Origin of the sequence: Rhodanobacter sp. AS-Z3, from assembly GCF_029224025.1 — a bacterium.
Classification (GTDB): Bacteria; Pseudomonadota; Gammaproteobacteria; order Xanthomonadales; family Rhodanobacteraceae; genus Rhodanobacter.
The window spans coordinates 2,507,345-2,521,037 of sequence record NZ_CP119392.1 but is presented as its reverse complement, the minus strand read 5'-3'; the positions used below and the strand labels follow the sequence as shown (position 1 = coordinate 2,521,037).

The 13,693-nt window shown below is 60.5% G+C and carries 14 protein-coding genes; 8 read left to right on the top strand and 6 right to left on the bottom strand.

Translation table 11 applies throughout. The features are described from left to right. Nucleotides 1–21: 21 nt before the first annotated feature. Nucleotides 22–1,425, top strand: coding sequence for a ribosome biogenesis GTPase Der (gene der, locus PY254_RS11140; protein ID WP_281012118.1), 1,404 nt, complete (start codon nucleotides 22–24; stop codon nucleotides 1,423–1,425). Between the two features lie 20 nt (nucleotides 1,426–1,445). Here der and PY254_RS11135 read toward each other — a convergent pair whose 3' ends face one another. Then, the gene (locus PY254_RS11135) at nucleotides 1,446–2,015 is read right to left on the bottom strand and encodes a GNAT family N-acetyltransferase (protein WP_281012117.1); all 570 of its coding nucleotides are present in this window, start codon (nucleotides 2,013–2,015) and stop codon (nucleotides 1,446–1,448) included. 66 nt (nucleotides 2,016–2,081) lie between these two features. Here PY254_RS11135 and folD point away from each other — a divergent pair, with 66 nt between their 5' ends. From folD to tadA, 4 genes are all read left to right on the top strand, one after another. After that, on the top strand, nucleotides 2,082–2,951 hold the full coding sequence (gene folD / locus PY254_RS11130; RefSeq protein WP_281012116.1) for a bifunctional methylenetetrahydrofolate dehydrogenase/methenyltetrahydrofolate cyclohydrolase FolD: 870 nt from the start codon (nucleotides 2,082–2,084) through the stop codon (nucleotides 2,949–2,951). A gap of 89 nt (nucleotides 2,952–3,040) precedes the next feature. Beyond that, nucleotides 3,041–4,498, top strand: a complete 1,458-nt coding sequence (guaB, locus tag PY254_RS11125; protein WP_281012115.1) for an IMP dehydrogenase — start codon at nucleotides 3,041–3,043, stop codon at nucleotides 4,496–4,498. A gap of 125 nt (nucleotides 4,499–4,623) precedes the next feature. Next, nucleotides 4,624–6,204, top strand: a complete 1,581-nt coding sequence (guaA, locus tag PY254_RS11120) for a glutamine-hydrolyzing GMP synthase (protein ID WP_281012114.1) — start codon at nucleotides 4,624–4,626, stop codon at nucleotides 6,202–6,204. Nucleotides 6,205–6,283: 79 nt separating this feature from the next. Then, entirely contained in the window at nucleotides 6,284–6,772 is a 489-nt protein-coding gene (tadA, locus tag PY254_RS11115) for a tRNA adenosine(34) deaminase TadA (protein ID WP_281012113.1), read from the top strand. A gap of 285 nt (nucleotides 6,773–7,057) precedes the next feature. Here tadA and PY254_RS11110 read toward each other — a convergent pair whose 3' ends face one another. After that, nucleotides 7,058–7,375: a hypothetical protein gene (locus PY254_RS11110; RefSeq protein WP_281012112.1), complete on the bottom strand. Its 318-nt coding sequence runs from the start codon at nucleotides 7,373–7,375 to the stop codon at nucleotides 7,058–7,060. Between the two features lie 737 nt (nucleotides 7,376–8,112). Here PY254_RS11110 and PY254_RS11105 point away from each other — a divergent pair. Both PY254_RS11105 and PY254_RS11100 read left to right on the top strand, forming a co-directional pair. Beyond that, complete coding sequence (locus PY254_RS11105; protein ID WP_281012111.1) at nucleotides 8,113–8,574, top strand: hypothetical protein; 462 nt, start codon at nucleotides 8,113–8,115, stop codon at nucleotides 8,572–8,574. Between the two features lie 192 nt (nucleotides 8,575–8,766). Next, nucleotides 8,767–8,967 carry a hypothetical protein gene (locus PY254_RS11100; protein WP_281012110.1) on the top strand — a complete coding sequence of 67 codons (201 nt, stop codon included), beginning with the start codon at nucleotides 8,767–8,769 and terminating at the stop codon, nucleotides 8,965–8,967. Here PY254_RS11100 and PY254_RS11095 read toward each other — a convergent pair. After that, nucleotides 8,964–9,902, bottom strand: coding sequence for a DNA-binding protein (locus tag PY254_RS11095; protein ID WP_281012109.1), 939 nt, complete (start codon nucleotides 9,900–9,902; stop codon nucleotides 8,964–8,966). The two genes, PY254_RS11100 and PY254_RS11095, sit on opposite strands and share 4 nt — an antisense overlap. Nucleotides 9,903–10,006: 104 nt before the next feature. Between PY254_RS11095 and PY254_RS11090 the strand changes: the two genes are divergently transcribed. Next, nucleotides 10,007–11,122, top strand: a complete 1,116-nt coding sequence (locus PY254_RS11090) for a site-specific integrase (RefSeq protein WP_281012108.1) — start codon at nucleotides 10,007–10,009, stop codon at nucleotides 11,120–11,122. A 63-nt stretch (nucleotides 11,123–11,185) separates the two neighbouring features. Here PY254_RS11090 and PY254_RS11085 read toward each other — a convergent pair whose 3' ends face one another. The 3 genes from PY254_RS11085 to PY254_RS11075 form a co-directional block, all read right to left on the bottom strand. Next, a complete protein-coding gene (locus PY254_RS11085) occupies nucleotides 11,186–11,434 on the bottom strand; it encodes a hypothetical protein (protein WP_281012107.1) in 249 nt (82 codons plus the stop codon). A gap of 242 nt (nucleotides 11,435–11,676) precedes the next feature. Continuing rightward, a protein-coding gene (locus PY254_RS11080) for an IS3 family transposase (RefSeq protein WP_281012106.1) occupies nucleotides 11,677–12,833 on the bottom strand; the annotation gives its coding sequence in 2 pieces (ribosomal slippage) (nucleotides 11,677–12,593 and nucleotides 12,593–12,833; 1,158 coding nt in all). 73 nt (nucleotides 12,834–12,906) lie between these two features. Next, entirely contained in the window at nucleotides 12,907–13,365 is a 459-nt protein-coding gene (locus PY254_RS11075; protein ID WP_281012105.1) for a hypothetical protein, read from the bottom strand. Nucleotides 13,366–13,693 lie beyond the last annotated feature (328 nt).

Genomic DNA, 13,693 nt, shown 5'->3' with positions numbered 1-13,693 from the left:
TGCTGGAACGAAGTACATATCATGCTGCCCGTTGTCGCACTGGTTGGTCGTCCGAATGTCGGTAAATCGACCCTGTTCAATGTGCTGACGCGCAGTCGTGACGCCCTTGTGGCTGACATGCCGGGCGTCACTCGGGATCGTCACTACGGCGTCTGCCGCAGTGGCGATCGGCCGTTCGTGGTGGTTGATACCGGTGGTCTGTCCGGTGTCGAGGACGCCATGGACGTGCTCACCGCCAAGCAGGTGCGGCTGGCGATCGAGGAAGCCAACATCCTGGTTTTCGTGATCGACGCCCGTGACGGGCTGCTGCCGCAAGACTATGTGATCCTCGGCGAACTGCGTCGCAGCGGCAAGCCGATCGTCGCGGTCGTGAACAAGACCGATGGTCTGGACGAAGATGCCGTACTGGCCGAATTTTCGGCCTTCGGCATCGCCACGATGCTGCCGCTGTCGGCTGCACACAACCGCGGCACCGATGACCTGATCCGTCTGGTGCTGCCGATGCTGCCTGCCGACGACGAAGATGCCGTCGACGCAAACGCCGAGGATGGCACCATCCGCGTAGCCATCGTCGGCCGTCCAAACGCGGGCAAGTCAACCCTGATCAATCGCCTGCTCGGTGAGGAACGGTTGATCGTCTCCGACGTTGCGGGCACCACGCGTGACCCGATCCGTGTGCCGCTGGAACGTGACGGCAAGCGCTACACGCTGATCGACACCGCCGGCATCCGGCGCAAGGCCCGGGTCGAGGAAGCCGTCGAGAAGTTCAGCGTGATCAAGACGCTGCAGTCAATCGCCGCCGCCCAGGTGGTGGTGGTGATGATCGATGCGCGCGAAAATCTGGCCGACCAGGATCTCACCCTGATCGGTTACGCGATGGACGAGGGCAGGGCACTGGTCATCGCGATCAACAAGTGGGACGACATGGATCAGTACCAGCGCGACGAATGTCGTCGTGCACTGGATCGCCGATTGGTGTTCGTGAGCTGGGCCAAGCAGGTACAGATATCCGCGCTGCACGGCTCGGGGCTGCGCGAACTGATGACGGCCGTAGTACGCGCACACGCTTCGGCAACCAAGGTGCTAGTGTCTTCTGACCTGACCAAGACGCTGGAAAAAGCTTACGAAAGCTACCAACCGCCGCTGGTCAACGGGCATGCGCCGAAGCTGCGTTTCGCGCATCCGGGCGGCAGCAATCCGCCGACCATCGTGATTCACGGTACCCGCACCAAGCACATTGCACCGGCCTACCAGCGCTATCTGGAAAACTTCTTCCGCAAGCGCTACAAGCTGGAAGGTACGCCGATTCGCATTGCGTTCCGCGAGGGTGAAAACCCGTATGCCGGACGCAAGAAAGTGTTGACCAAGGAACAGCAGCACAAGGCCCGTCGTCGCAAGAGCGAACTGATCAGCCGCACGCGCTGAGAACGCTTCGGGCAACGACCTCAGGCAAGGTCCTGCGGTATGCAGCCGTAGACCGCTGCGTCGTGTGCATGGTCGTTTATCCACAGCCGCTGTCGAGCAACCGCCTCGAACCGTGCGCCAAGCCGTTCTGCCACTGTGCGACTGGCGAGGTTGTCCGGCAGGATCACGATTTCGATGCGGGCCAGCCCGAGCTGCTCGAAGCCAAAACGTGCAATGCCTCGCGCCGCGGCAACGGCCACGCCACTCCGCTGGCAGGTTTCGCGCACCCAGTAACCCAGGTTCGCGCTGCGGTGTTGCTTGTTGATCTGGTTGAGCCCCACACCGCCGAGCAACTGGCTTGAAGCGACGTCGAATATTGGGAACGCAAAATGCTCACCGGCGGCCCAGCCAGCCCGGCAAAGTGCGACCCAGGACAATGCATCAGCCACCTCGTAGCCCGCACGACACCAAGGCAACCAGCGTCCGACGCTCCTCACCGACTCATCTACGGCCTCGACCAGCAACCGCGCATCCGATTCCCGCCATGGCCGCAGCAACAAGCGGCCATCGCTCAATTCGGTGTTGGCAAGTGGAAGTGCAAGAGTGTCCATGGGTCCGTCGTTTGTGTGCATGTCATCCAGCCCGGATAATGCACGACTCCACAGCAGGTGACACGCATGAGCGCACGCATACTTGACGGCAAACGCATCGCACAGGAATTGCTTGAGCGCGTTGGGCTGCGTGTCAGTGAACGCGTGCAGCAGGGCTTGTCTGCACCTGGACTGGCCGTTGTGCTGGTCGGCAGTGATGCCGCCTCGTCAGTTTACGTCCGCAACAAGCGCAAGGCCTGTCATCAGGTGGGCTTCCGCTCGTTCGACCACGATCTGCCTGCGAACACCACCCAGCAGGAGTTGTTCGCCTTGATCGACCGACTCAACGCCGACCCGGAAGTGCACGGCATCCTGGTGCAGTCGCCGTTGCCCGAACACATCGACGAAGACGCGCTGGTTGATCGCATTGATCCGAACAAGGACGTCGACGGTTTTCAGGCGATCAATGTGGGCCGTCTGGCGCTGCGTCGATTCGGCCTGCGTCCATGCACACCGAAGGGCGTGATGACCCTGCTGGGTCACACCGATCGACCGGTGCGCGGCCAGCACGCCGTAGTGATTGGCGTGTCGAACCATGTCGGTCGTCCGCTGGTACTCGAACTGATGATCGCCGGTTGCACCACCACCTCGTGCCACCGTTTCACGCGTGACCTGGAAGGCTTTGTTCGCCAGGCCGACATCGTGATCGTGGCCGTCGGCAAGCCTGGCCTGGTCAAAGGCGACTGGATCAAGCCGGGCGCCGTGGTGATCGACGTGGGAATCAACCGGCTCGATGATGGTCGTCTGGTCGGAGACGTGGAATTTGCTCCGGCAGCCGAACGGGCCAGCTGGATCACGCCGGTTCCCGGCGGGGTCGGGCCGATGACGGTCGCCACGCTGATGGAGAACACGCTGGAAGCAGCCGAAGCCCATTTGCAGCTCATGCAGGCGCACTGAGCTTCGTTGGCAAGCCTGGATTCAGGCTCGCATCTGGCAGGCCATACGGCAGAGCGCGTATAATTCCCTCTTTGCAGCGGGGCAATTTCATGCGCATTCTCGCCGAGGCACTGACCTACGACGACGTCTTCCTTGTTCCGGGCCACTCCATCGTGCTGCCGCGCGACGTGAATACCTCGACGCGATTCACCCGCGACCTGCGCCTGAACATCCCGATCGTGTCCGCCGCCATGGACACCGTCACCGAAGCCCGACTCGCCATTACCATGGCGCAAAACGGCGGCATCGGTATCATCCACAAGAACATGACCGCCGAGCAGCAGGCCGCCGAAGTGCGCCTGGTGAAGAAATTCGAAGCCGGTGTGATCCGCAGTCCGATCACGGTGACGCCCGAAACGTCCATTCGCGAAGTGTTGCGCCTGACTCACGCGCACAACATCTCCGGCGTACCCGTGGTCGATGGCGCACGTCTGGTCGGTATCGTCACCAGTCGCGACCTGCGCTTCGAGCGCAAGCTGGACGACCCGGTGCGCAATATCATGACGCGCCAGGACAAGCTGATTACCGTGCGCGAAGGCGCCGCTCAGGACGACGTGCTGCAGTTGCTGCACACGCACCGCATCGAAAAGGTATTGGTGGTCAACGACGAGTTCCAGCTGCGCGGGCTGATCACCGTCAAGGACATCCAGAAGGCGAGCGACAATCCACATTCCGCCAAAGACCGTCAGGAAGCGCTGCTGGTCGGCGCGGCCGTGGGCGTTGCCGGTGACACCGAACAACGCGTAGCGGCACTGGTGGATGCCGGCGTTGACGTGCTGGTTGTCGACACCGCGCATGGCCATTCGCAGGGTGTGATCGATCGCGTGGGCTGGGTCAAGAAGCACTACCCACAGGTGCAGGTCGTTGCGGGCAACATCGTTACTGGCGAAGCGGCGCGAGCACTGCTCGACGTGGGCGCCGACGCAGTCAAGGTCGGCGTCGGTCCGGGGTCGATCTGCACTACGCGCGTGGTGGCTGGCGTTGGCGTGCCACAAATCACCGCGATCGACATGGTCGCCACCGCGCTGAAGGGAGAAATTCCGCTGATCGCCGATGGCGGCATCCGCTATTCCGGTGACATCCCCAAGGCGCTCGCCGCCGGTGCGTCGAGCGTGATGCTCGGCTCGATGTTCGCCGGCACCGAAGAATCGCCTGGCGAAGTCGAACTGTTCCAAGGGCGCTCGTACAAGAGCTACCGCGGCATGGGCTCGATCGGCGCGATGCAGTTGGGTTCGAAGGATCGCTATTTCCAGGATGACGCCGACGCCGACAAGCTGGTTCCCGAAGGCATCGAAGGCCGTGTGCCCTACCGTGGCCCGCTGCGCAACATCATCCACCAGCTGATCGGTGGTTTGCGTGCGTCGATGGGTTACCTGGGTGCAGCCACGGTCGAGGAAGTGCAGCAAAAAGCGCAATTCGTCAAGGTCACTTCCGCTGGCGTCACTGAAGCGCATCCGCATGACATCCAGATCACCAAGGAAGCGCCGAATTACCGGCTCAACTCGTGACTGACGCGCCGGCCTGAGGGCCGGCGCCTTGTTTTACACGTAGCTCCCGGCGCAGCCGGTGCTGCAGAACTTCCAAGATCAAAGGCGTCGACTGGGCCAACAGGCCTGGCGGCGAAACCGGACCGATGACCAATATCCATAACGACAAGATCCTGATTCTCGACTTCGGCGCGCAATACACCCAGTTGATCGCGCGCCGCGTGCGCGAGCTTGGCGTGTACTGCGAGATCTGGGCGTGGGATCACGATCCGACCGAGATCGCCGGCTTCGGCGCGAAGGGCATCATCCTGTCTGGTGGTCCGGAGTCGACCACGTTGGCCGACGCTCCAAAGGCACCGCTGCAAGTGTTCGATTCGGGTTTGCCGATACTCGGCATCTGCTACGGCATGCAGACCCTGGCGGCGCAGCTTGGTGGCGCAACCGAGGCTGCTGAAGCCCGTGAATTTGGTCACGCCATCGTCGACATCGCGGCGAACAGCCAGCTGTTTGATGGCCTGAGTGATCATCCGGGCGTTCACAAGCTGGACGTCTGGATGAGTCACGGCGACCACGTAGCGAAAGTCCCGCCGGGGTTCACCATTACCGGCACCACCGACCGCATCCCGGTCGCGGTGATGGAGAATCAGGAAAAGCGCTGGTACGGCGTGCAGTTCCATCCCGAAGTGACGCATACGAAGCAGGGCGGGGCATTGCTCAAGCGCTTCATCACCGAGATTTGCGGCTGCGCCACGCTGTGGACCGCGGCCAACATCATCGACGACCAGATCGCCCGCGTGCGCGAGCAGGTGGGCGCCGATCACGTGTTGCTCGGCCTGTCCGGTGGCGTTGATTCGTCCGTGGTAGCCGCCTTGCTGCACCAAGCCATCGGCAAACAATTGACCTGCGTGTTCGTCGATACCGGGTTGCTGCGTTGGCAGGAAGGCGACCAGGTGATGGCCACCATGGCCGAGAACATGGGCGTCAAGGTGATCCGCGTGAACGCCGCCGATCGCTACTTCAAGGGACTCGAAGGCGTCGCCGATCCCGAAGCCAAGCGCAAGATCATTGGCGGTTTGTTCGTCGAGATCTTCGACGAGGAATCCGCCAAACTGACCGCCGTCGGCGACGGTGAAGTGAAATGGTTGGCGCAGGGCACGATCTACCCCGATGTGATCGAGTCGGCCGGCAGCAAAACCGGCAAAGCGCACGTTATCAAGAGTCACCACAACGTCGGTGGTCTGCCGGCGCATATGAAGCTGAAGCTGGTCGAGCCACTGCGCGAGTTGTTCAAGGATGAAGTTCGCCGGATCGGCGTGGAACTCGGCCTGCCCCGTGCGATGGTCTATCGCCACCCGTTCCCGGGGCCGGGTTTGGGCGTGCGCATCCTCGGCGAAGTTAAGCGCGAGTACGCCGAACTGCTGGCCCAGGCCGATGCGATCTTCATCGACGAGCTGCGCAAGGCCGATCTATACGACAAGACCAGCCAGGCCTTTGCGGTATTCCTGCCGGTCAAATCGGTGGGCGTGGTCGGTGACGCACGCGCCTACGAATGGGTAATTGCATTGCGTGCCGTGGAAACCATCGATTTCATGACCGCACATTGGGCGCACTTGCCGTACGAATTTCTCGGCAAGGTATCAAATAGAATTATCAATGAGTTACGCGGTGTTTCTCGTGTTGTTTATGACATAAGTGGCAAGCCGCCAGCCACGATCGAGTGGGAATAAGCCAATCAACCACTTGCATACAACATGCGCAGGCCGGCAACTTGCCTGCCGTGGCATGTTGTGACAATAATTCATTGAAATGACTGACGAAATTCAGAGCATCTCCGGCGAATTCTCGCCCATCGATGCGGAGTACATGCAGCGGGCGCTGCAACTGGCGGCCCACGCACGCGATGCCGAAGGCGAAGTCCCAGTTGGTGCCGTGTTGGTGCAGGGCGCCGAGATCGTCGGTTTGGGCTGGAATCGCAACATCACCTTGCACGATCCCACAGCCCACGCCGAAATCATGGCCATGCGTGCCGCCGGCGAGAAGCTCGCGAATCATCGTCTGTCCGGCGCCACCCTGTACGTCACTCTCGAACCGTGCTCGATGTGTGCCATGGCAATGATCCACGCCAGGCTGAGCAGGGTGGTTTATGCGGCAGCCGACCCCAAGACCGGGGCCGCCGGCAGCGTGTTCGATACCTTGACCGATCCACGCCACAACCATCGCATAAAAGTGGATGGTGGCTTGCTGGCAGAAGAATCCGCCCGGATGTTGCGCGAATTCTTCCGCGCTCGCCGCTGAACGTCAGTGGTCAACCGGTGGCGCTCCCGCTGCAGCCAGACTTGTCTCGTCACACCTGCGGGCAGTTTGATCCAGCAACTGCAGCTGCAGCCCCCAAGGCACCACGAAATCCTGTGCCATGTGGCCGGCCCCGCGCACCACAAACCATCTGGTGAGGCCCGCCACTCACGGTAACGCCGCAATGACGTAGCCATGCGCCGGCGTGCAGTACATCACCCCAGATACACGGGAATAGCGTTGCTGTCTTGCTTGATACGGGAGCAGGGGGCGCGCTACCAGCGGCGATCAATTCGACGACCAAACCTTGGTCGCAGGAACGCAAAGAGATTCCGGCATGCCTGAAGCCAGCTCGGTTTGCGGCGTCATCAGGCGGCAACCAAGCACATCCTGGAAGAACGTCGCCGTCTGTGCCATATCAGGCATCGTCACCCTGACACAGATGCCCACTGCGCTTTCCTCGATGAACGAACATGGCGAGGCCTGACATCGTTTCCACGCAGGAACAGACCGATCAACGACGCCGGGTTGATTCGTCATGCAGCGAACCCGATCATTGCCACAGGTAACATTGTGGACCGGCACAAGCGGCATCGATTCGGTCATCCGTCATTCGACCTGGAGCCATGCAAATGAAGCGTTTCATCGATCAGCTTTTGCAACGACCGCGGGTCCGACTGGCAGAGGCGCACGCCATTCGCCGTGCGTCGCGAGGCCGCATGAGCACAGTCAACAGCGGGCTGCTTGCAGAAGATGGATACGACTGGCTGTCACAGATCAGACCCATGCAAACGGCACGACCCAAACAGCGATAGACGCTCCAATTAACGGCCGACGTAGCGTTGGCGCTTCCAGACAAATCTGTGGAGGCTTATTTCGTATTTGACATAATATACATTATGCGAAATTGTTGACACGTGCATCGTAGATGTTTGGACGAGATGGCTGCTCACCCAAGTGCGCGGAACTAAATGTTGTTCTTTTCTGCCGAAAGGGGGCCAATGCTAACAAGCATGTAACACTCTACGAAATGATCGACATTTGTTGCATGCAGTGATTTCTCCCCAACCAGTGCGTTACACGTACCCAAATGCAGCGGACAATCACCGTCATGTTGCAACTGCTGCGCTCAACAATCCCTAGTTTACACGTCACGGCCGTGGTGCAATTGCAACTGCTCCTGTGAGAATTCCAGCGATTGTGGATGCGAACTGTTTGGTGCCTAAGTGTGCTCACATGCGCTGTAAATTCGCTCTAGAGCAAGCAAGGCAATAACGATCACTTTCTACGACGCCTTTTTAAAGGTAGACCAGGATACATACTCAGCTAGAGTTATGGAGACCATGACCGTGAGTTCCAGTTTTGAAGGTTTGGAAGAACGAATTCTGTACAGTTCCAAATCGTCTGCAGAAGTCGCTCAGCTCCTGAACTTTTCCCCATCGCGTACGTTCAGCCTCAGGTCTTGGGTCGGTAATATGCGCCGGCTACATAAGCTGTGGGGGGTTTGGTCCGCGGAGGACCGCGTTTTTGTATATCCCGCTTTTCAATTCAACCAACGCGGCACCCTCCCTCGTTTGCAGGAGATGCTAAGGCCGTTGGATGACTGGGTAGGCCGTGGGCCGTACGCTTTATCCGATGAAGATGGTTGGCAGAGAACCATCTGGCTTTATCGCCCAAATGATTACTTTGCAAGTATGCAAAATGACAAGAATGTCACTGAGCCGCCGACCCCGGCGCAGATGTTCGCCAACGACCCTGAGCTCGTAATCCGCTTGGTAGAAGGCATAGCTGTGACCGTCTGGTGATCCAAAATGCACGACACGATCGCGCCCGCGTTCCACTCTGAAGTGTTAGTCCGAAGCCGAAAATTAGCGGCATCCACCAAAAATTAGCTGGAGCCAGCTAATTTTATGACGCGGCCGCAATCGCTGCTAATTTGCCTGTGACAGGTAAAGGCCACACTCAGCGCTCTCTATCAGCGTAATCTGATGCTCACTATGAATGCCCCTGACCCGCTTGCCTCTTGGCGCCTTGAAGTCGACAAGATGGTGGCAAAGATGCAAACACCCGAAGCCAAGGCTGGAGTGGACCGGTTGATGGCGGCCACACCGGAAGAACTCGGCGCGGCCGCGGTACGAGCGGCTCAGAAGGAACGCCTATCTCCCCTCGCCACGATGCTTCCCGAGAGCGACAGCTAATCGGAGGCTGCAGTCCCCTGTGGCGCTCGTTTCTTTGCACTGGGTTCTTTCGAAGGCGCCCGCTTGCGTGCCGCAGCCACCAATCCCGCTGCTTGCGAGGCCTTTCGAACGGACGGCGAGCGCTTCGGAGTCGGCGAGGTTATCGCTTGGAGTCGTGCCGTCAGCCCTACAATCGTGCGCTCGGCGTCAAGTCGCAACCCTTCGGCGCGTTGATGCCGCTGCGTGATCGTCGCTAATTCGCGTTGTTGCTGACGTTCGCGTTGGTTGGCTTCCTGACGCTGCCGCTTCAGTTCTTCGCGGGCCCGATCCACTTCGGCGTGGGCGCGATCTTCGACGGACCGTACATGGTGCACGGTCGCGGCGCGCTCGTTTGCCATGGTCGCCTCGAAGGCTTCCAGTCGTTGACGGAGCGCGTCACGATCGAGGTGAAGCGTCTCGTGCTGCGTCTGAAGCAGATCGCGCTGACGGACGTGCTCATCCACCTGGCGCTCCAACAAGGTAATCAATCGTTGCTGTTCGTCCAAGCGAATTTGCGTCTGATCGCGCGCCTGCACGGCGCCATCGACCTCGGCACGGGCGTTCTCGAGCGTGGCCGCCCAACGGGTGCGCTCGTCGGCTAGGGCCGCGTGGGCTAGGGTGAGGGCGGCCGATTCACGGGACAGGCGTTCCCGGGCAACGGTTTCAGCCTGAGCAAGGGCTTGCCGCCACAGCGTGGTGGCCGCCTGCCCGACTTCCGGCGGCATGTCCGGGAGCTGCATGACGTCCTGCAACCGCTGGGCCAGCGTGCCGCGCCACACCTCCAGCATGCGTAACACCGTGTTCGGCGACCCCGTGCCGAGCTGTGCGCGGATCCGTTCCACCGTGGGTTTGTCGCCGGCGGTGACCAGTGCGTCGGCCGCGGCGCTGACTTGATCCTGCGTGATGCCTTTGGCCATGAAAGTGCCTCCTCGATCGGCGCCCTGCCCGCTTGTCTACGTACTCGCGATAAGGGATGATTATCGTGGCTATACACTCTTGATCGTAGTATACATTACATACTATGAAAGATAATTCCACGTTTCCTGCCCTCGCCCAACCGGCTTCCGGCCTGACGCTGCCGATCCAACTGGCGCAGCAGGCCGCGAACGCGGTGCGCGAACTGCTCGCCGAAGCGGCCGCGGCGAACACGACCCGTAGTTACGCCAGTGCGCTGCGCTACTGGGCCGGCTGGCACGCGGCACGCTATAGCATCGAGCTCACGCTGCCGGTGCCCGAAGCCACGGTGCTCCAGTTCGTAGTCGACCACGTCGTGCGTCGATCGGCCGAAGGCGAATTGGCCTGGGAGTTACCGTTGGTCGTGGACCAAGCCTTAGTGGCCGCCGGGCTCAAGGCCAAACTCGGTCCGTGGACCCTGGCGACGGTCCGTCACCGGGTGGCGGTGCTGTCCACGGCGCACCGGCTCAAGCAGGTGCCGAATCCGTGCGAGCAGCCAGCGATCCGCACGGTCCTGAGTCGGGCCGCCCGAGCGGCGGTCAAGCGTGGCGTGCGCCCTCGCAAGAAGACGGCGATCACCCTGACCGAGCTGGAGGCCATGCTGGCCACCTGCGACGACAGCCTCGAAGGTCTGCGTGACCACGCCCTGCTCTGCTTTGGCTTCGCCAGCGGCGGGCGTCGGCGCAGCGAAGTCGCCGCGGCGGATCTGCGCGACCTGCGTCGGATCGGTCCGCAGGGCTTCATCTACCGGCTGGAGCACAGCAAGACGCAACAGGCCGGCGTGACGGCGTCCTCGGCACCTGACAAACCCGTTCTCGATCGCGCCGCCCAAGCCTTAGAGGCTTGGCTGGCCGCGGCCGGGATTACCGAGGGGGCGATGTTTCGGCGGCTGTGGAAGCACCGCATCGGCCCCGCTCTCTCTCCGGCCGCGGTGGGCGAGATCGTGCAGCGGCGGGCGCGTCTGGCGGGTTTGGAAGGGGACTTTGGTGGGCACAGTCTGCGCTCGGGCTTCGTGACCGAGGCGAGCCGTCAGGGCGTGTCGCTGCCGGCGATCATGGCAATGACCGAGCATCGTGCGGTATCCAGCGTCGTGGGGTATTTTCAGGCGGGTGGCGCGACGGACAATCCGGCAGCACGTCTGCTTGAGGATGCCGAGACGGCAGGCGAAGAAAGTGGGGGGTGATCTCTCCAGGTCAACGCCTTGCCTGACGAGCCACATACCGTGGCCTGAAGTGTGGAGTGATCGCTAAAGAATCCATGCAGCGGGTCGAGCTGCCTCAGCCTTCATGGGCTCAGCGGGCAACTGGGCAATGAACGAGGCCATGCTTCTTTGTCCATCCCTGCTTGGAACATAAGCCATCAGTTGCTGGACGTTTTCCTGCAAAAAAAGCTTCTGACCGAGGCCAATCACTTCCGCTGCTTTCACGAGCGTCGGCTCGATTTCTTCGCTCCATTTGGCAAGCCTTGCAAGGCTTCGCTCATCGAGTAGATCCACGTCAGCCAGCGCCAGTTCGTCGAGCTCTTCCCGAAGCTTTTTGACCAGCAGCTGCTCTTAAATCATTTTCCGGGTACAAAGCTGCGATTCCATCGAGTTGGCCAATCAGGTCCTCCACGTAGGTTTCCTTCTCCAGACGTTGCCCGCTGGCTTTCAGACGTTCACGCTCTTCCTGTGTGGCAATCCGTTGCTGGGTCAGTCTTCCGCTTCGAGCACGAACCAGTTTCTTGACTAGGGGGGTTCTACCCCGAAATCACGGACGGTTGTGAAAGGGTGGAAAACTTCAAACCATCTCTGGCGGTCCTTCGCCGCATCCTTGGGTTGTGGTGCCGCTCGATGTATTCGAACACATCCGCTCTTGCCGCATCGAGTGTCGGGTATGTCATGCGGTAAATCCGTTCGCGCTTGAGTAGACCGAAGAAGCCCTCGCATGCGGCGTTGTCTCCACAGTGACCCACGGCGCTCATCGAGCTGACCAGGGCGTTGGCCAGCAAATATTTCTGATAGTCACCGCTTCGAAACTGACTGCCTCTATCCGAATGCAAGATCACCGGTTCGTTGCCCTGTCGCTGCCATACGGCCATCTGCACTGCTCGGACAACCATCTGCCGATCCTGTCGATGATGCATTGACCAGCCCACCACCCGGTGGTCGAACAGGTCCAGCACAATGCACAAATACAGCTTGCCTTCCTTGGTCTTTATCTCGGTGATGTCGGTGACCCATTTGGTCTCTGGCTCCAGTGCAGTGAAGTCCCGTTCCAGCCGGTTGCGCACGCCCGGCGGGGTAAGCGCCGGCCGCCCTCGCTGGCCTCGTCGCTTCGGGCGCGGCCAGCCCTGCAGGCCATCAGCTGCCATCAACCGAGCGACGCGGTTCACGCTGGCAGTCTCGCCTTCATCGGCAAGGTCCTCCTGCATCCGTCCCGCTCCCAACGCACCCCGGCTGTCCTCGTGAAGCCCACGGATACGCTCGAGCAAGCGTTCGTTATCGATCTGGCGGGCGCTGGGTAGGCGTTGACTCCAATCGTAATAACCGCTGGTCGATACCCGCAGGCAACGACACATCAGCCGGACCGGGAACTCATAGCGACAACGTTCGATCACCTGATACCTCAAGATGATCCCTTGGCAAAGAACGTCGCCGCTTCTCGCAAAAAATCTCGTTCCTTCTTCACCCGCGTCAGCTCGCGCTTCAAACGCGCCAGCTCCTCGTCCCGCGGCGTTCCCGTGCCGGCAAATACGCTCTTGCCCTGGCTCCCGGCCTCGCGCTTCCAGCGGGTCAAGAGGCTATCCCGGATCCCCAGTTCCCGAGCCACTTGAGCACAACTGACGCCCGGCTGGTTAGCCTGTTCAACCGCGCCACGCTTGAACTCGGTGCTGAATTTTCTTCGCTTCGACATGAACACTCCTCATAGGCCGCATCGGCCTTCTCGTAAGTGTCCGTGAAAACGGGGGTGAACCCGGGACGTCACTTCACTGGGAAGCCCGGTGGTCGCACCAGTGAGGGACTGGCTCAACTTGTGGACCCATCCCCCCCGAAAACGGCGCCTCCTTAAGTGTGCGGATACGTTCCTCGATGGTCGGCAGTTGGTGCTGCAAAGTAACCAGGGACTCGCGCCGTTCCTTCGCCCTCGTCTCCCGGTCAAAGACCACCCGCATTTCCTCAAAATTCACCGAGAAATAGGTCTTGCCGCAATCCTGTCCAATATTGGTAACGCGGCCATCAGCAAGCTCAACCAAATAGCCCTTTCCGTGAGGTTGATGGCATGACGCAAGTCCGCACTTGATGAAGTCCTTAAAGGCGTAACTTCCGATGATGCTTTTGAGTTTGGCCGCTTCCGAGTCGATGTCCACCGTGAAGCCAGCCATCTCCAAGACATCACTCCAGTTCTCGATACGAACCAGGCATTTTTCGGTGTCGAGCGTAATCATGACCTTCGCCTTTGCGCTGGACTCAGCTGATCCCGTTCTGCATCGAATGGTTCTTTCCACATCCAAGACACTTGCGGTAGGGTCCCCAGCGTCCCGAGCGCTCACGACCTAGCAAGCACCCACAGACAAAACACCCATCGCCCTTGCCGTGTTCCCAGCGCCAAACCCGAATGCTCTGGTAGACCAAAAGGACGAGCGTGATGGCAGCTCCAGTCGAAACGACCAGCCAAGGCAAATCCGGAAGAACGGGCTGGCCACCTATCTTGGCTGGGAGTTCAAGCACTGCGGACATGGGCCAAGCCACCAAGGCCGCAAAAAAGATCGGCAA

Coding starts and splice junctions, on each gene's coding strand:
- PY254_RS11135 (WP_281012117.1), bottom strand. CDS start 2,015: ATGGACACTCTTGCACTTCCACTTGCCAACACCGAATTGAGCGATGGC.
- guaA (WP_281012114.1), top strand. CDS start 4,624: ATGACCAATATCCATAACGACAAGATCCTGATTCTCGACTTCGGCGCG.
- PY254_RS11100 (WP_281012110.1), top strand. CDS start 8,767: ATGAATGCCCCTGACCCGCTTGCCTCTTGGCGCCTTGAAGTCGACAAG.
- folD (WP_281012116.1), top strand. CDS start 2,082: ATGAGCGCACGCATACTTGACGGCAAACGCATCGCACAGGAATTGCTT.
- PY254_RS11095 (WP_281012109.1), bottom strand. CDS start 9,902: ATGGCCAAAGGCATCACGCAGGATCAAGTCAGCGCCGCGGCCGACGCA.
- PY254_RS11090 (WP_281012108.1), top strand. CDS start 10,007: ATGAAAGATAATTCCACGTTTCCTGCCCTCGCCCAACCGGCTTCCGGC.
- PY254_RS11105 (WP_281012111.1), top strand. CDS start 8,113: ATGACCGTGAGTTCCAGTTTTGAAGGTTTGGAAGAACGAATTCTGTAC.
- PY254_RS11075 (WP_281012105.1), bottom strand. CDS start 13,365: ATGATTACGCTCGACACCGAAAAATGCCTGGTTCGTATCGAGAACTGG.
- der (WP_281012118.1), top strand. CDS start 22: ATGCTGCCCGTTGTCGCACTGGTTGGTCGTCCGAATGTCGGTAAATCG.
- PY254_RS11110 (WP_281012112.1), bottom strand. CDS start 7,375: ATGACCGAATCGATGCCGCTTGTGCCGGTCCACAATGTTACCTGTGGC.
- tadA (WP_281012113.1), top strand. CDS start 6,284: ATGACTGACGAAATTCAGAGCATCTCCGGCGAATTCTCGCCCATCGAT.
- guaB (WP_281012115.1), top strand. CDS start 3,041: ATGCGCATTCTCGCCGAGGCACTGACCTACGACGACGTCTTCCTTGTT.